We start from the raw sequence: 15404 nt of genomic DNA, 5'->3' as shown, positions 1-15404 counted from the left end.
ATTAGACGGCCATGCATGCGGCGTTTCCCGATCGAGAGTACGCTGCGTGATCAAACGTCACTTCTTCCTCGTCGCCGCGGCGATCCTGCTGGCGCTGATGGTCGTCGCCGCCGTGGTCAAGGTGGCCACCTCCGACGACAAGTCGGCGCAGGGACCGGGGGGCGGCGGCGGACGGCGCGGCGGGCAGCAGGTGTCGGAGGCCGTGGTGGCCCAGCGGCCCTTCTCGGACCAGATTCGGGTGCTGGGCGTGGCGCGCGGCCAGCGGTCGGTCAACGTCACCTCGTCCACGACCGAGCTGATCACTCGCGTCCTGTTCACCGACGGCCAGTTCGTGTCGGCCGGCGCGCCGCTGGTCGAGCTGCAGGCGCGCGAGGAGGACGCCGCCATCATCGAGGCCCGCGCCAACCTCAATCAGGCGCAGCGCGAATACGATCGCTATAAGGCCCTGGCCGACCGGGGCGTGGCGCCGCACGTCATGCTGGAGCAGGCGGAGACAGGGCTGGAGACGGCCCGCGCCTCGCTGCAGGCGGCGCAGGCGCGGCGCGGCGACCGAGTGATCCGCGCGCCCTTCGCGGGGCGGATGGGTCTGACCAGCGTGACGCCGGGCACCCTGATCAATCCGGGCGCGGTGATCGCGACCCTGGACGACACCTCGACCATCCGCGTCGATTTCCCGCTGCCGGAACGGTATCTGAACGTGCTGAAGGCCGGCGCGGCGATCACGGCGACGGCCGACGCCTATGGCGATGCGCCGTTCCAGGGCCGGATCGCCCTGATCGACACCCGAGTCAACGAGGCGACCCGCGCCGCCACGGCCCGCGCCGAGTTTCCCAATCCCGGCGGGCGCATCCGGCCGGGGATGATGCTGCGCGTCGCGGTGCAGCAGGGCCAGCGCCAGACGGCGGCGGCCCCGGAATCGGCGGTCCAGTACGAGGGCGCGGGCGCCTTCGTCTATCGCATCGCGCCGGGCCAGAACGGTTCGACCGCCCAGCGGGTCGAGGTCGAGACCGGGGCGGTCGAAAACGGCTTCGTGGAAATCCTGTCGGGCGTCGAGCCGGGCGAGCGGATCGTCGGTTCAGGCCTGAACCGCATCCAGCCCGGCGCGCCCGTCAGCGTCGCGGGCGCAGGGCGTAAAGCGGGCGCCGCCCAATGATGCTGTCCGACGTTTCGGTCCGGCGGCCTGTCTTCGCGGCCGTCGCCGCCATCGTGCTGTGCGTGATCGGCGCGGCGGCCTTCTTCTTCCTGCCGGTGCGCGAGCTGCCGGACGTCGATCCGCCCATCGTCTCGGTCAACACCAGCTACGCCGGGGCCTCGGCCGAGGTGATCGAGAGCCGGATCACCGAGCCGGTGGAGCAGCAGATCGCCGGCATCCAGGGCGTCGAGCGGATCAACTCGACCAGCCGCGACGGCCGGTCCAGCGTCAACATCGAATTCTCGCTGGATCGCAACATCGACGACGCCGCCAACGACGTGCGCGACCGGGTCAGCCGCGTGGTCGGCCGCCTGCCGGACCAGGCCGATCCGCCGGAAGTGGCCAAGGCCGATTCCGACAGCCAGCCGATCATCATCGTGTTCCTGCGCTCGACCAGCATGAACCGGCTGCAGCTGACGGACTACGCCGACCGCTATCTGGTCGACCGTATGGCGACGGTGCCCGGCGTGGCCCAAGTGAACATCTATGGCGAGCAGCGCTATTCGATGCGGATCTGGCTGGATTCGGCGGCGATGGCGGCGCGCGGCCTGACGGTCAACGACGTCGAGACGGCCCTGACCAACCAGAATGTGGAGCTGCCGGCCGGGTCGCTGGAATCCACGGCCAAGAACTACACCGTGCGGGTGGCGCGCACCTACGCCCGGCCCGAGGACTTCCGCCAGCTGCCCATCGGCACGCGGGGCTCGGCCTCGACCTCGGTTTCGGTCGCGACCGGCACGGGCAGCGGTTCGTCGGCCATCATCCAGGGCCAGCCCACCTATGTCACCCGCCTGGGCGACATCGCCCGGGTCGAGGAGGCGCCGGAGGAGGATCGTCGGCTGTTCCGCGGCAACGGCATGGATCAGATCGGCCTGGCCGTGACCCGTCAGGCCCAGTCGAACGACCTGGCCATCTCTGACGGCGTTCACAAGATGATCGACCAGATCCGGCCGACCCTGCCGCCCGGCGTGACCATCGAGATCGGGTCGGACAACTCCGTCTTCACCTCGCACGCCATCGACGAGGTGTGGATCACCATCGGCATTTCGATGGCGCTGGTGGCCCTGGTCAACTTCATCTTCCTGGGCAGTCTGCGGGCGGCGCTGATCCCGTCCATCGTGGCGCCCATCTGCCTTTTGGCGACCTTCATCGTGCTGGCGCCGTTGGGGTTCTCGCTGAACCTGCTGACCCTGCTTGCGCTGGTTCTGGCCATCGGTCTGGTGGTGGACGACGCCATCGTGGTGGTCGAGAACATCCAGCGACGGCTGGATCACGGCGAGCCGCCGCTGGTCGCGGCCGAGCGCGGGGCGCGTCAGGTCTTCTTCGCGGTCGTGGCCACCACCATCGTCCTGTTGTCGGTGTTCGCGCCGCTGCTGTTTCTGCCGGGCTACGTCGGGCGGCTGTTCGTTGAGCTGGCGGCGGCCATTGCAGCGGCCGTGGCCTTCTCGGCCTTCCTGGCGCTTAGCCTGTCGCCGATGCTGGCGTCCAAGATCCTGAAGCCCGCGCATGGCGGCGGCTGGGTCGCGCGGCGGGTGGACTGGGGCATGGATCGACTGAAGGCGTCCTACGCCCGGTCGCTGGACATGCTGCTGGGGCGGCGGATCGCGGTGATCGGCGTGGGCGCCCTGATCCTGCTGGTGGCGGCGGGGGCGGGGGCGATCTTCCTGCATCTGCCGAACGAACTGGTGCCGGACGAGGATCGCGGCCGCGTCACCCTGCGCGTCGCCGGGCCGGAAGGCGCGGGCTTCGACTACACCCGCAAGATCATGCTGGGGCTGGAGCCGCTGCTGGCGGAATACAAGACGAGCGGCGAGGCGGACAGTTATCTGGTGTCCGCGCCGGGCTTCGGCGGGAGCGGCTTCAACTCGGGCAATGCGGTGCTGACGCTGGCCGACTGGTCCAAACGCGACCGTTCCGCCGCCGAGATCGCGCAGGAGCTGAACGGCAAGCTGCGCGGACAGACGGACGCCCAGGTCAACGCCTCGACGCCCGGCGCCTTTCAGCGGGGCGGGGGCAACTCCAACTCCATCGAACTGGTGGCCACGGGCAGCGATTATCAGCAGATCTACAACTGGCTTCAGCCGCTGTTGACGGCGGCCCAGGCCAATCCCGGCTTCTCGCGCCCGCGCCTGAACTACGAGCCGAACTCGCCGCGCCTGCTGGTCGACGTCGATCCGCAGAAGGCGGCGGCGCTGGGCGTCTCGGCCCAGTCCATCGGCCGCACGCTGGAGACCATGTTCGGCTCGCGCCGCGCCACCACCTATATCAAGGGCGGTCAGGAGTATGACGTCATCCTGCAGACCGACCGCGACAACCGACGCGAGGTCTCGGACCTGGAGGCCCTGTATGTCGCGACCGGCGGCGGGCAGCTGGTGCCCCTGTCGGCGGTGGTCACGACCAAGACCAGCGGCGACACGCCGGATCGGCGGCGTCTGGATCGCCAGCGCGCGATCACGCTTCAGGCTGATCTGAACCCCGGCACGACCATCAATGACGCTGTCCAGTTCCTGCGCGCCGAGGCGGCGAAACAGCCTCAGGGCGGGGTCGTGGTGCAATGGGGCGGGGCTGCGCGCGATCAGCAGGAGGCGGGCGGGGCGGTCGTAGCGGCCTTTGGTCTGGCGCTGCTGCTGGTCTTCCTGGTGCTGGCGGCCCAGTTCGAGAGCTGGATCACGCCGGCGGTCATCATGCTGACGGTGCCGCTGGCGGCGGCGGGCGGGTTGTTCGGCCTGTTGATGGCCGGGTCCAGCCTGAACATCTACAGCCAGATCGGCCTGATCATCCTGATCGGGGTGGCGGCCAAGAACGGCATTCTGATCGTGGAGTTCGCCAATCAGCTGCGCGACCAGGGCCGGTCGATCCGCGAGGCGATCATCGAATCGTCGTCGCTGCGGCTGCGTCCGATCATCATGACCTCCATCGCCACGGCCTTCGGCGCCCTTCCGCTGGTGCTGTGGCAGGGGGCGGGGGCGGGCAGTCGCCAGACCATCGGCGTGGTGATCTTCACCGGCGCCATCTTCGCCACCGTCCTGACCCTGTTCGTGGTGCCGGTGATCTATGGCGTCCTGGCGCGCTTTACCAAGTCGCCGGAATGGACCGCCCGCAAGATCGAGGAATGGGAGGCCCAGGAGATGAGCGAGGGCGGCGAAAAGCCGATCCCCGAAGCCTGACGGATCAGGCGGCGGGTTTGGGCGGCGTCTGGGCCGCAGCCGGCGCCGGGACCGGCGGCTGATAGCCCGTCTCCACCTTCAGGAAGGCGATGACGTCGCGGCGATCCTTGGCGTCCGGCAGGCCGGGGAAGGTCATCTTGTTGCCCGGCAGGAAGGTGCGCGGGCTTTGCAGCCAGTGATCCAGCCGCTCGGCGTCCCAGACGAAGTCGGCGGTCCTGAGGGTGTTGGAATAGTTGTAGCGTGGCCGGTCGCCCGCCTTTCGGCCGAAGACGCCATGCAGGTTCGGGCCGGCCATGTCCGCGCCGCCCTCGCCGATGGTGTGACACGACCGGCAGCGGGCGAAGGCGCGGCGGCCGTTCTCCAGATCGCCGGTGTTGTAGGGGGCGGGGAGGGCGGCCAGCAGACTGGCCTTCTCCGCATCCGTCAGCACATGGGCGGGCTTGGCCGGAGTCGTCGTGGACGGCGCGTCCTGACCGCAGGCCGAGAGGGCCAGGATCGGGGCCAGAAGAAGCGGGGCGGCGAGGGCGAGGCGGGACATGACGGGCTCCTGTTCGGCGTCTGATAGCGCAATGCGCCCGCGCGGCAATTGGTCAAGCTGTCCCGCTGGACGTGGGGTGCGCGCACCTGATAATCACTGTCAAAGAAACGCGGAGCCGCCGGGGAGCGGCCTCGCCCGTGCGAGCGTAGATTTTGACCGACACCATAAAGTTGAGCCAGGCCCGACGCGGCGATCGCGGCGTCATCGTCCAGGTGGGCGCCCACTGTCACCATCAGGGCGAGGCCGTGGAGCTGGAGCGTCGCCTGCTGGAACTGGGCTTCGTCGAGGGCGCCCAGGTCGAACTGCTGCATGAAGGCCTGTTCGGGCGTGATCCCATCGCCATGAAGGTGGACGATATGCGCGTGGCCCTGCGTCGGCACGAGGCCGCCAGTCTGACGATCCGGCTGGACGCCGGCGCGGGGGGCGTCGCCTGATGGATGTCGCGCTGAAAACCGCCCGCGTCGCCCTGGTCGGCAATCCCAACAGCGGCAAGACCGCCCTGTTCAACGCCCTGACCGGCGCGCACCAAAAGGTCGCCAACTACGCCGGGGTCACGGTGGAGCGGAAAGAGGGGCTGATCCGCGCCACGTCCGGCCGCACGATGTCGGTGCTGGACCTGCCCGGCACCTATTCGCTGCGCGCGCGCAGCCCGGACGAGGAGGTCACGCGCGACGCGGTGCTCGGCCGCCTGGCGGGCGAGACGCCGCCGGACGTGGTGGTCTGCGTCGCCGACGCCACCAATCTGCGCCTAGTGCTGCGGCTGATCCTGGAGCTGAAGGCCGTCGGGCGGCCGATGGTTCTGGCGCTCAATATGTTCGACATCGCCCAGCGTCAGGGCCTGCGGATCGATCTGGAGAAACTGCGCGCCGAGCTGGGCGTGCCGATCATCACCACGGTCGCGACGCGCAAGCGCGGGATCGACGACCTGATCGCCGCCGTCGAGACCCAGGCCGACGCCGCCGCGCTTGTCGAAAACAGCTGGCATACGCCCGACGCCGCCGAACTTCGCAGCGCCGCGCGCGAGGCCGAGCGGATCATGAAGGCGTGCGTGCGGCCGCCCGAACGGCCCGACACCCTGACGGGCAAGATCGATTCCGTCTTGCTGCATCCGGTCGGCGGCCTGCTGATCCTGCTGGCCCTGCTGTTCGTCATGTTCCAGGCCGTCTTCACCTGGGCCAAGCCGCTGATGGACGGGATCGAGGCGGGCATCGCCTGGCTGGGCGCCTTCGTCGCCACGGTCCTGCCCGACGGCCTGTTGCAGAGCCTGATCGTGGACGGGGTGATCTCCGGCGTCGGCAGCGTGCTGGTCTTCCTGCCCCAAATCCTGATCCTGTTCCTGTTCATCATCGCGCTGGAAGACTTCGGCTACATGGCCCGCGCCGCCTTCCTGATGGACCGGATCATGGGCGGGGCGGGGCTGCACGGCCGCGCCTTCATTCCCCTGTTGTCCAGCTTCGCCTGCGCCATTCCGGGCGTGATGGCGGCGCGGGTGATCGATTCGAAACGCGACCGCCTGACCACCATCCTGGTCGCGCCGCTGATGACCTGTTCGGCGCGCATCCCGGTCTATACGCTGATCATCGCCGCCTTCATTCCGAACGAGAAGGTGTGGGGCTTCGCCAATCTGCAGGGCGTGGTCATGTTCGGCCTCTACGCCGCCGGCATCCTGTCCGCCCTGATCGTGTCGCTGGTGATCCGCAAGGTGTTCTGGCGCGGCGCGGTCGAGCCCTTCATGATGGAGCTGCCGACCTACAAGGTGCCCGATCCCAAGAGCGTCGGCTTCAACCTGTGGCTCCGGGCCAAGATTTTCCTGAACCGGGCGGGGCGGATCATCCTGCCGGCCGTGGTCATCCTGTGGGTTCTGGCGACCTTCCCCTATCCGCCCGAGAACGCGACCCTGCCGGCCATCGACTATTCGTTCGCGGGCATGATCGGCCGCGCGTTGGAGCCGATCTTCGCGCCCATCGGCTTCAACTGGCAGATGGTCATCGCCCTGATCCCCGGCATGGCGGCGCGCGAGGTGGCGGTGGCGGCGCTGGGCACCACCTACGCCATCGCGGACGCGGAGAATGCGACGGGCCTGTTGGCCTCGACCCTGGCGCATCACTGGTCGCTGGCCACGGCCCTGTCCTTCCTGGCCTGGTACATTTTCGCGCCCCAGTGCGTGGCGACCCTGGGCGTGGTGCGACGCGAGACGAACTCGCTGAAATGGACCTGGATCATGATCGGCTACATGTTCGGTCTGGCCTATCTGGCGTCGCTCGTGACCTATCATGTGGCGGTGGCGCTCGGAGGCGGCGGAGCCTGATCGGTTGAGGTGAAATCGCTTCGCGATTTCGCCGATGCCGTGAATCAGGCTCCTGCTTAATGCGAGAGCATGATTCACGCTTCTGTCGGCACCGCGAAGCGGTTCCTCAAGAAACGATCATGCTCTAAGCCAAGGCGGTTCGCCGCCGTCTGGACGTCTCGATGCCTCCTGTGATCGCCGCCGCCGTCATGGGCGGGCTGGGCCTGATTTTCGGCAGTTTCATCGCCGCCGTCAGCGTGCGCCTGCCGCGTGACGAGGACATCGTCATGGCGCGCTCGCGGTGTCGGGGCTGCGACCTGCCGCTGAGGCCGTGGGAGCTGGTTCCGCTGTTCAGCTGGCTGGCGCTGCGTGGACGCTGCGCGCGGTGCCGCACGCCGATTTCAAGACGCTATCCGCTGATCGAACTGGCGGCGGGGGCGATGGGCGTCTGGGCGGCGCTCTGGGCGTCCGGCCAGGGGGCGTCGGCGTTCATGATGGCGGCGACGGCGGTTCTGGGCTGGCAGCTGCTTCTGATCGCCATCGTCGACGGCGAGAATTTCTGGCTGCCCGACATCCTGACCCTGCCGCTGATCGCCACCGGCCTGGTCGTCGCCATGGCCGCCGGCTGGGACATCGCCCTGTCACGCCTGATCGGGGCGGGGGCCGGGTTTGGAGGTCTGTGGCTGGTCGGCTGGCTCTATCAGGCTGTGCGAAAGCGTCAGGGGCTGGGCGGGGGCGACCCCTTCCTGTTCGCGGGCGCCGGGGCCTGGGTCGGCTGGGTGGGTCTGCCCAGCGTGCTGCTGTGGGCCTGCGCCGTGGGCCTCGGCCTGGTGTTCGGAATGCTGGTGGTGCGCCGGTCGGTCGGCGCGACGGACAGGCTGCCGTTCGGCGTCTTCCTGGCGATCGGAATCTGGCTGACCTGGCTTTACGGGCCGCTCGGCCTCTAACGGCCGGTGGTCAGCTTGACGACGATGATCGCCGCCGTGTCCAGAATGGCCTCGGGCGTGTCGGCGCGACGCAGCAGGTCGAAGCTGGCCGCCGTCGATTCGGCGATGGAGGCGATCTGGTAGGAGGCCAGACGCGGATTGTAGTCCTTGGGGTGCAGGCCGCTGGCGTGGGCCTGGGCCACGCGACGCTCGATGGCCAGGTGCAGGCGGCGCAGACGGCGCACCCGGCTCTCGACGAAAGCGGCGTCGCCATTGTCCGCCAGCATATGTTCGACCCGCAGCACCTGCCCGTGGCTGCGCCAGATCGCCATGACGTCCAGGATGAAGGCGCGTGCGATGGCGAAGGCCTTGTCGCCCGGCCAATCGGCCTGAAAATGCGTCGCCAGCCCCTGGAAATCGGTCGCCGCGACCTCGCACAGCGCTAGAACAGGTTCCTCGACCGTCTTGAAATAGGTGTAGAAATTCGACGGTGACACCCCGGCAGCCGAGGCCAGGTCGGCGACGCGGATTTCGCCGTAATGCCGCGTGTTCAACAGGCGTTGGGTCGCGTCGAGGATCGCCTGGCGGGTTCTGCCGCCGCGCGCGCCGATCTTGTGGCCCAGCTTGTTGGTGGTGTCGGGCATCGCCCCCGTTGATCGAAAGAGGGTGGTGCCGGCTGCAGGAATCGAACCCGCGACATCCAGTTTACAAAACTGGCGCTCTACCAACTGAGCTAAGCCGGCCCGCGTTCGCGGTGTCGCCCTTATGTCTAGCCCGAAGCCGCGACGCAAGACGATGCTGGCCCGCCAACCCACAAATCCCACCGGGACGACGACTTAGAGAGAGGCGGCGAGATGGAGACGTCGTCACTTCACAGGACGATGGCGGAGAGGGTGGGATTCGAACCCACGGTACCCTTCCAGGCACGCCGCATTTCGAGTGCGGTACATTCGACCACTCTGCCACCTCTCCGCGGCGCCGATATCGCTTGGTCGAGCGAGGGGCTTCTCTAGTCGGAGCCGTCGCGGTTCGCAAGCGGTCTGTGAAAGAAATCCGACGCTATCTTTGGGCGGGCAGGGACAGGCCGGGCGCGGCGCCGGTCTGGTCGTCCACGCCCTTGAATCGAAACAGTTCGGCGGGACGGCCGCCGGTCGTGGAGGACATCTGTCCGGTGGGTTCGACCAGGCCCGTGCGCTCGACCCCGCGACGGAAGTTCTGCTTGTGCAGGCCAAGGCCGGACACGGCCTCGGCGCCGGCCTGCAACTGCGACAGGGTGAACAGGCCCGGCGTCAGGTCGAACAGGACCGGGCGGTATTTCAGCTTGATGCGCAGCCGCCCCAGGGCAGTGGCCAGGATGCGGCGGTGGTCGGAGGCCATCGGGCGGCCGGGGATGGCGAAGGGCGCCGGCTGGCCGGCGTCGCGCCACGATTCGGAGACCAGGCGGGCCTCGTAGAGCAGTTCATAGCGCTCCAGCACGCGCTCCTCGTTCCAGCGATGGCCGGGCGTCAGGGCGAAGAGGCTGCCCGCGCGGGTCAGACGCGCCTCGTCGCCGTTCGCCCAGTCGGTCAGACGCTGGCCCAGCACAGGGTCGGCGGGACGGCGGCGGTCCTCCCACGGGAAATAGTCGAAGACGGCGTCCCAGCGGGCGTCGTGAACCTGGCCTTCGACGGCGTCGGGGGTCAGGGCCAGATAGCCGACCGAGACCTCGCGATGGCGGCCCGGCCCCGGCGTGGCGCGGGGCGAGGCGCGGCCGGCGTCACCGAAGGTGTAGAGCTGCTCCACGAAGCCCAGCCGGAAGCCGGTCTGGGCCGTCACGAAGTCGCGCAGCGCCCGCTCGAAGGTGCGGTCGCGCGCAGGATCGAAGGGGCCGAAGGGCAGGGCGCGCGCGCCATCGTCGGACGGGGTGGTCAGGACGACGGCCTGATGCGCCTTCAGCGTCATGACGACGGCCGACAGACCGATGCGAACCCCGTCCTGCGCGTCCTGCGTCATGGGCCTATTCCGTATGCCAGGCGTCGTCGGCGGGGATCAGGCCGACCGCGCCGGCCAGAACGCGGTAACGCTCCAGATAGCGGGCCTGGGCGACCGGGGCGGGCTGGGGTTCGATCACCAGGCTGTAGCCCGCCGGCGGACTGCCGAAGAAGCCGAGCGATTCCTTTTCGGTGAAACCGGCCAGCTGCGTCGCCTCGAAGAAGGCGCAGGCCTTGTCGGCCTTCTTGATCAGGGTCTTGATCGTCTGGGGCGTCTTGGGCGGCAGGCCGTAGCGCAGGTGGATGGCGGCCTCCAGCTTGGCCTCGAAATCCTTGTAGCCCGACCCCAGCGCGGCCTTGAACGGCGAGATCATGTCGCCGATCACATATTCGGAGGCGTCGTGCAGCAGGGCGGCGAGGCGCCATTTCGGGTCCAGCCCCGGCCGGATATGGGCGGCGATCTCCTCGACCACGACGCTGTGCTGGGCGACCGAAAAGGCGTGTTCGCCGATGGTCTGGCCGTTCCAGCGCGCGACGCGGGCCAGACCGTGGGCGATGTCCTCGATCTCGATGTCGAAGGGGGAGGGGTCCAACAGGTCCAGGCGGCGGCCCGACAGCATCCGCTGCCAGGCGCGGGGGGCGTTCTTCTTTGCGGGGCGCTCGGCCAAGGGACGTGTCCTGATCGCTTACGGGACGGTCAGGTGGCGCAAAGATGCGCCGGGATCAAGCGTGGCGCGTCGATCGGAGCGACTATGGCGCGTGAAACCGCGTCAGCGGCCGACGTTCACCGTCACCAGTTCGCGGGCGTCCTCGAAGACCGCGCCGTCCCCCCGGTCCTTGGACCGGACCACGGCGATGACGATGGGGCCGCCGGAGGGGCCGCGCGCCTCGAAGCCGACGCGCCGCCAGCCGGCGTCGGCGGGCAGGTCGTCGGACAGGATATAGGTCATCCGCGTCGCCGCGCCGGGCGCGCGGGTGCGGACGCGGGTGGACTTGTCGTTGGAATCCACGCTGACGGTCGAGGTTTCGGTGCGGGTGTTCTGGCCGTCCTTGGACTGGATGTTGATGCCGCCGATGCGGACGCTGGCGTTGTCGCCCTGGGTCTCGATCCGCAGGCCGGGCAGGCGCACCGAGGCGTCGTCGCCCCGGGTCTGGATGTTGACGCCCGGCGCCTGGACCGAGGCGGTCTCTTCGCCGTTCGCGGCGGCCGTCGGCGCGGCCTGGGCGACGGGCGAGGGGGCCAGTCGGGCGGAGGTCGTGGGCAGTTCGGCGCTGACGCGGTCTTCGAAATCGCGCAGGACATCGTCGACCGGGCGGCCGTCCAGGCGAACCAGATGCAGGACGACGTCCGATCCCTTGGGCCCGCCATAGACGCAGTTGGCGCCGCCGGCCGCCGCCAGACCCTTGCGGGTCAGTACGCCCAGACTGTCGGGGCATTGCAGGGTGTCGACCACCTTCAGAACGCCGGCGCCCTGATCGTCGCTGGACTGGGTGGTGGTGATCCGCACCGAATTCTCGCCGTCGCAGGCGGACAGGCTGGTCGCGAGGGCAAGGCAAATCAGGACGTGACGCATGGTCGAACCTCTCTTGGCCCCTATTCTGCGCGCCGTGGTCGGGCGTTCCAGTGAAATCGCGGTAAGGCGGGGCTCAGCCGCCGGGACGCGCGCCTTCTCGGCGGTTCAGGAAGGCCAGCCGCTCGAACAGATGCACGTCCTGCTCGTTCTTCAGAAGGGCGCCGTGCAGGGGCGGGATCAGGCGGTTGGGCGTCTTCTCGCGCAGGGTCTCGGCGTCGATGTCCTCGACCAGCAGCAGTTTCAGCCAGTCCAGCAGTTCGGAGGTGGAAGGCTTCTTCTTCAGGCCCGGCGTGTCGCGGATTTCGTAGAAGGTCTTCAGCGCCTCGGACACCAGGCGCGGCTTGATGCCGGGGAAATGGACATCGACGATGGCCGACAGGGTGTCGGCGTCGGGGAAGCGGATGAAGTGGAAGAAGCAGCGGCGCAGGAAGGCGTCGGGCAGCTCCTTTTCGTTGTTGGACGTGATGATGACGATGGGGCGCACCTCGGCGCGGATCGTCTCGTCGGTTTCCTGGACGTAGAACTCCATCCGGTCCAGTTCCTGAAGCAGGTCGTTCGGGAACTCGATGTCGGCCTTGTCGATCTCGTCGATCAGCAGGACGGGGCGCGCGGGGGCGGTGAAGGCCTCCCACAGCTTGCCCTTCTTCAGATAGTTGCGGACGTCGTGGACCCGTTGCTCGCCCAGCTGGCTGTCGCGCAGGCGGCTAACCGCGTCGTATTCATACAGGCCGTTGTGAGCCTTGGTCGTGGATTTGACGTGCCACGTGATCAGGGGGGCGTCGAAGGCCTTGGCGATCTCATAGGCCAGGACGGTCTTGCCGGTGCCGGGTTCGCCCTTGATCAGCAGGGGCCGCTCCAGCGCCACGGCGGCGTTGACGGCCACCTTCAGGTCGTCGGTGGCGATATAGCGGTCGGTGCCTTCGAAACGGCTCATGAAAAACCCACTCCGTGTTTCCACGAAGTGGGTAGCGTATCGCAATGGTCGTGAACAGCGATCAGGTGATGCGTTTGGCCGAGACGGGATCGCTGGCCGGAAAGGTTTCCTCCAGACCTTCGTCCACCAAGGCTTCCTGACGGCTCTCGGACTTGTCGATCTTGTCCAGCTGGTCGGGTTTTTCGACCTCGGCATCCGAGCGCCTGGCGTGGGGGGCGTCGGTCAGGGCGTCGTTGCGGGCTTTTTCGTGATCCATGGCGTGATCCTCTTTCAGCTAGGCGGGGCTGTCCTGATCGCCGTCCGGGCCGTAACCCAGGTCGGAAATGTCGTCGTCGGACAGGCGTTTGGCTTCCCAATGGGCGGCGCTGGCCTGGGCGCCGCGCTCGTTTTCCATCAGGCCGGAATAGACCAGTTCGATCTCGTCGGGAGCGGAGGTCGGCTCGCCGTCGGCGTCCAACTGGCTGCGGTTTTCGCCGTCGAGGCCGAGAAGGGCGTCGGCCTCGCGTTCGATGCCATCCAAGGCGAGCTGATCGTCCAGATCGATCTCGGCGTGGGGATCGAAATCGTCCTCGTCGGCGTCGCCCTCGGCCTGGGTGACGTCCAGAACCTGATCCGCCTCGTCCAGCAGGAAGTCGCCGTCGCCCTCGTCGTCCAGATGGGTTTCGTCGAAGGTTTCCGACTGCTCCTGGTCGTCCTGATAGTCGTTGTCCGGCATGGTCGCCTCCTGTGTCACAGGCAAACGCGGCGTCGGCGAAACCTGTTCCCAGACGGGCGGCGGACAAGGGATGGTTAACTGGTTCCGGGCTATGATGCGCGCATCGAGCCTGTCCGTGGGGACGCTGCCTGGAGTTCGGTCCTCAATGGCCCTGAAGCTGTCGCTGAAACCCGGCGAGAAATTCGTCCTGAACGGCGCCGTGGTCCAGAACGGCGATCGTCGGGGCGTGCTGATCCTGCAGAACCGCGCCAGCGTCCTGCGGGAAAAGGACATCATGCAGGCCGAGGACGTCACCACGCCCGGACGCCGCATCTATTTCCCCATCATGATGATGTATCTGGACGAGAGCGCGGCGGCCAAATTCTATGACGAGCTGGCGCTGCGGATCACCGAATTCATGGGCGCGACGCAGAACCCCGACATACTGGCGGAATGCGTCGCCGCCTCGCGCCACGTGCTGGCGCGCGAATATTACAAGGCCCTGATGTCGGCGCGTAAGATTGTCGAATACGAAGAGAGAGTGCTGAATGTCGCTTCAGGCCTACAAAGCGGCGACGGCGAGGGCTGAGAGCCCGCGCGATCTGGAATACCGCCTGTTCGGCCAGGTCACGCGCGCGCTGGTTCATGCCTCGACGCTGGATGTTTCCGACATCGGCGGCCGTATCGACGCGCTGGATTGGAACCGGCGCCTGTGGTCGGCGCTGGCCGGCGACTGCAGCGATCCGGCCAATGCGCTGGCCAATCCGTTGCGGGCGCAGATCATCTCGCTGAGCCTGTTCGTCAATCGTCACTCCTCGGCGGTGATGCGGGGCGAAGAGACGTTCCAGGACCTGATCGACATCAACCGGATGATGATGCAGGGCCTGTCGGGCGCCGCGCAGGCGGCCTGACGCCGACGACTTCACGAAAGCGCGAAGCCTATTGGCGCAAGGCATTGACCCCGCTTACCTTCGACCTCCCTGTTCAACAGTCGAAAGGAGGTGATCCAGTGTCTCATTGTCATCAATCGCGAGCGACGGCCGCGAGCCTGGGCCTCGGTAAGGCCCTGGTCTGATCCTTTCAGACTGGTTTTGCGGCCTGATCGTCAGCGATCAGGCAATGAAGGGCCGTCGGAGCGATCCGGCGGCCCTTTTGCTTGTCCGCGACTCCGCGCGCCGATCAGTGGAAGATCTGGGCCATCCAGCTCGCCGCATGGTGGGCGACCTCGATCACCGTGCGCCAGATCAGGAACAGGTAGAAGCCGCAGGCCCCGGTGAAGACCGCGCCGATCAGGATGGCGATGCCGTCGCGCTGCATCATGCCCAGGGCGAAGAAGACCAGGGCGATGCCGGGCAGGGCGTCCCCGAACGGGATGGGCAGGGCCATGATCATGGCCAGAAGCACGCAGACCAGACCCGTCACCGTGTCGGCGATCTCGCCCGTCAGGAAGGGCAGGCGCGGCCGGGTCAGGTTTTCGACATAGCGCACCGCCTTCATGATCCGCGACACCCCGGCGCGATAGGCCGGGCGGCTGATCGAGGCGTTCAGCGCCCAACGGGGCAGCCAGATCGCGTCGCGCTGAAAGGCCAACTCCAGCGACATCAGTATGATCGGCACGGCGAACACCGCCTTGCCGCCCGGCGGCCAGGGCAGCAGGGCCAGCATCGACAGAATCAGAATCATGGCTCCGAAGCCGCGCTCGCCGAAGGCGGAGACCAGCTCCTCAAGCCTCAGCTTCGGATCGGGGCTTTCGCCGATCTCCTCCAGAACGTCGGAAAACCGCCGCAGGTCGTCGTTTTCAGGCGGTGGGACGGGCATCAACAACGGCGCTCGGCTGAAGGTTCGAGCCATCTAGGCGCGCAACGGTTTTCACGCCACCTACAGCAGGGGGCGATGGTCGAATAATCACGAAATGCGACTATTTTTCCGCAACGTGATCCGGCTTTCCCTTGCGTCGGGTATGCGCCAGGTCTTCCAGCTGGTCTTCGGTCATGCTCTCGACCATGGACCGGGACGCGCCCTTCAGCTTGGATTTGGGCGTGTCGCCGCGCTTGGCCGACAGGGCGGCGCCGGCGGCCTTTTGCTGGGCGGCGGATTTGGCGGGCATCGGATGTCTCCTCTG

Annotated in this window: 17 protein-coding genes and 2 tRNA genes; 7 read left to right on the top strand and 12 right to left on the bottom strand. The window is 67.7% G+C overall.

Annotated features, from left to right (window positions below; all coding sequences use genetic code 11):
* Window positions 1-46: 46 nt before the first annotated feature.
* Complete coding sequence (locus SH203_RS02360) at window positions 47-1153, top strand: efflux RND transporter periplasmic adaptor subunit (protein WP_087119248.1); 1107 nt, start codon at window positions 47-49, stop codon at window positions 1151-1153.
* A complete protein-coding gene (locus tag SH203_RS02355; protein WP_200808799.1) occupies window positions 1153-4359 on the top strand; it encodes an efflux RND transporter permease subunit in 3207 nt (1068 codons plus the stop codon). Before SH203_RS02360 ends, SH203_RS02355 begins: the two co-directional genes overlap by 1 nt.
* Window positions 4360-4363: 4 nt before the next feature.
* Here SH203_RS02355 and SH203_RS02350 read toward each other — a convergent pair whose 3' ends face one another.
* A complete protein-coding gene (locus SH203_RS02350) occupies window positions 4364-4897 on the bottom strand; it encodes a cytochrome c family protein (RefSeq protein WP_087119246.1) in 534 nt (177 codons plus the stop codon).
* Between the two features lie 152 nt (window positions 4898-5049).
* On the opposite strand from SH203_RS02350, the gene SH203_RS02345 reads away from it, so the two are divergent.
* The 3 genes from SH203_RS02345 to SH203_RS02335 all read left to right on the top strand — a co-directional run bounded on the left by SH203_RS02345 (window position 5050) and on the right by SH203_RS02335 (window position 8131).
* Window positions 5050-5331: a FeoA domain-containing protein gene (locus SH203_RS02345; protein WP_087119245.1), complete on the top strand. Its 282-nt coding sequence runs from the start codon at window positions 5050-5052 to the stop codon at window positions 5329-5331.
* Window positions 5331-7205 carry a ferrous iron transport protein B gene (feoB, locus tag SH203_RS02340; protein WP_087119244.1) on the top strand — a complete coding sequence of 625 codons (1875 nt, stop codon included), beginning with the start codon at window positions 5331-5333 and terminating at the stop codon, window positions 7203-7205. Before SH203_RS02345 ends, feoB begins: the two co-directional genes overlap by 1 nt.
* Window positions 7206-7366: 161 nt before the next feature.
* Window positions 7367-8131, top strand: a complete 765-nt coding sequence (locus tag SH203_RS02335; RefSeq protein ID WP_087119243.1) for an A24 family peptidase — start codon at window positions 7367-7369, stop codon at window positions 8129-8131.
* Here SH203_RS02335 and SH203_RS02330 read toward each other — a convergent pair.
* From SH203_RS02330 to SH203_RS02290, 9 genes are all read right to left on the bottom strand, one after another.
* On the bottom strand, window positions 8128-8754 hold the full coding sequence (locus SH203_RS02330) for a TetR/AcrR family transcriptional regulator (RefSeq protein WP_087119242.1): 627 nt from the start codon (window positions 8752-8754) through the stop codon (window positions 8128-8130). The genes SH203_RS02335 and SH203_RS02330 overlap by 4 nt on opposite strands.
* 23 nt (window positions 8755-8777) lie before the next feature.
* Window positions 8778-8853: transfer RNA gene (locus SH203_RS02325), tRNA-Thr, on the bottom strand.
* A 139-nt stretch (window positions 8854-8992) separates the two neighbouring features.
* Window positions 8993-9082 (bottom strand) — tRNA-Ser (locus tag SH203_RS02320).
* A gap of 87 nt (window positions 9083-9169) precedes the next feature.
* A complete protein-coding gene (locus SH203_RS02315; RefSeq protein ID WP_087119241.1) occupies window positions 9170-10102 on the bottom strand; it encodes an NAD regulator in 933 nt (310 codons plus the stop codon).
* Between the two features lie 4 nt (window positions 10103-10106).
* Window positions 10107-10748 (bottom strand): YfbR-like 5'-deoxynucleotidase, encoded by a 642-nt coding sequence (locus SH203_RS02310; RefSeq protein WP_087119240.1) that lies wholly within the window; start codon window positions 10746-10748, stop codon window positions 10107-10109.
* Window positions 10749-10850: 102 nt separating this feature from the next.
* Entirely contained in the window at window positions 10851-11654 is an 804-nt protein-coding gene (locus SH203_RS02305; protein ID WP_087119239.1) for a methyltransferase type 11, read from the bottom strand.
* Window positions 11655-11727: 73 nt separating this feature from the next.
* On the bottom strand, window positions 11728-12588 hold the full coding sequence (locus tag SH203_RS02300) for a MoxR family ATPase (protein WP_087119238.1): 861 nt from the start codon (window positions 12586-12588) through the stop codon (window positions 11728-11730).
* A gap of 61 nt (window positions 12589-12649) precedes the next feature.
* A complete protein-coding gene (locus SH203_RS02295) occupies window positions 12650-12844 on the bottom strand; it encodes a hypothetical protein (protein ID WP_087119237.1) in 195 nt (64 codons plus the stop codon).
* Between the two features lie 18 nt (window positions 12845-12862).
* Window positions 12863-13303, bottom strand: coding sequence for a hypothetical protein (locus SH203_RS02290; RefSeq protein WP_087119236.1), 441 nt, complete (start codon window positions 13301-13303; stop codon window positions 12863-12865).
* A 145-nt stretch (window positions 13304-13448) separates the two neighbouring features.
* Between SH203_RS02290 and flbT the strand changes: the two genes are divergently transcribed.
* Together flbT and flaF are read left to right on the top strand one after the other, a co-directional pair.
* A complete protein-coding gene (gene flbT, locus SH203_RS02285; protein WP_087119235.1) occupies window positions 13449-13871 on the top strand; it encodes a flagellar biosynthesis repressor FlbT in 423 nt (140 codons plus the stop codon).
* The gene (gene flaF / locus SH203_RS02280) at window positions 13831-14193 is read left to right on the top strand and encodes a flagellar biosynthesis regulator FlaF (protein ID WP_087119234.1); all 363 of its coding nucleotides are present in this window, start codon (window positions 13831-13833) and stop codon (window positions 14191-14193) included. Before flbT ends, flaF begins: the two co-directional genes overlap by 41 nt.
* Window positions 14194-14461: 268 nt before the next feature.
* On the opposite strand, the gene SH203_RS02275 is transcribed toward flaF, so the two are convergent.
* Both SH203_RS02275 and SH203_RS02270 read right to left on the bottom strand, forming a co-directional pair.
* On the bottom strand, window positions 14462-15100 hold the full coding sequence (locus SH203_RS02275) for an exopolysaccharide biosynthesis protein (RefSeq protein ID WP_087119233.1): 639 nt from the start codon (window positions 15098-15100) through the stop codon (window positions 14462-14464).
* 100 nt (window positions 15101-15200) lie between these two features.
* A complete protein-coding gene (locus SH203_RS02270) occupies window positions 15201-15389 on the bottom strand; it encodes a DUF3008 family protein (protein ID WP_087119232.1) in 189 nt (62 codons plus the stop codon).
* Window positions 15390-15404 lie beyond the last annotated feature (15 nt).

The sequence above is a fragment of the Brevundimonas sp. SH203 genome, assembly GCF_002157625.1.
Lineage (GTDB): Bacteria > Pseudomonadota > Alphaproteobacteria > Caulobacterales > Caulobacteraceae > Brevundimonas.
This window is presented reverse-complemented; position numbering and strand designations above follow the sequence as displayed.

Coding starts and splice junctions, on each gene's coding strand:
- SH203_RS02355 (WP_200808799.1), top strand. CDS start 1,153: ATGCTGTCCGACGTTTCGGTCCGGCGGCCTGTCTTCGCGGCCGTCGCC.
- SH203_RS02350 (WP_087119246.1), bottom strand. CDS start 4,897: ATGTCCCGCCTCGCCCTCGCCGCCCCGCTTCTTCTGGCCCCGATCCTG.
- feoB (WP_087119244.1), top strand. CDS start 5,331: ATGGATGTCGCGCTGAAAACCGCCCGCGTCGCCCTGGTCGGCAATCCC.
- SH203_RS02335 (WP_087119243.1), top strand. CDS start 7,367: ATGCCTCCTGTGATCGCCGCCGCCGTCATGGGCGGGCTGGGCCTGATT.
- SH203_RS02330 (WP_087119242.1), bottom strand. CDS start 8,754: ATGCCCGACACCACCAACAAGCTGGGCCACAAGATCGGCGCGCGCGGC.
- SH203_RS02315 (WP_087119241.1), bottom strand. CDS start 10,102: ATGACGCAGGACGCGCAGGACGGGGTTCGCATCGGTCTGTCGGCCGTC.
- SH203_RS02305 (WP_087119239.1), bottom strand. CDS start 11,654: ATGCGTCACGTCCTGATTTGCCTTGCCCTCGCGACCAGCCTGTCCGCC.
- SH203_RS02300 (WP_087119238.1), bottom strand. CDS start 12,588: ATGAGCCGTTTCGAAGGCACCGACCGCTATATCGCCACCGACGACCTG.
- SH203_RS02295 (WP_087119237.1), bottom strand. CDS start 12,844: ATGGATCACGAAAAAGCCCGCAACGACGCCCTGACCGACGCCCCCCAC.
- SH203_RS02290 (WP_087119236.1), bottom strand. CDS start 13,303: ATGCCGGACAACGACTATCAGGACGACCAGGAGCAGTCGGAAACCTTC.
- flbT (WP_087119235.1), top strand. CDS start 13,449: ATGGCCCTGAAGCTGTCGCTGAAACCCGGCGAGAAATTCGTCCTGAAC.
- flaF (WP_087119234.1), top strand. CDS start 13,831: ATGTCGCTTCAGGCCTACAAAGCGGCGACGGCGAGGGCTGAGAGCCCG.
- SH203_RS02275 (WP_087119233.1), bottom strand. CDS start 15,100: ATGCCCGTCCCACCGCCTGAAAACGACGACCTGCGGCGGTTTTCCGAC.
- SH203_RS02270 (WP_087119232.1), bottom strand. CDS start 15,389: ATGCCCGCCAAATCCGCCGCCCAGCAAAAGGCCGCCGGCGCCGCCCTG.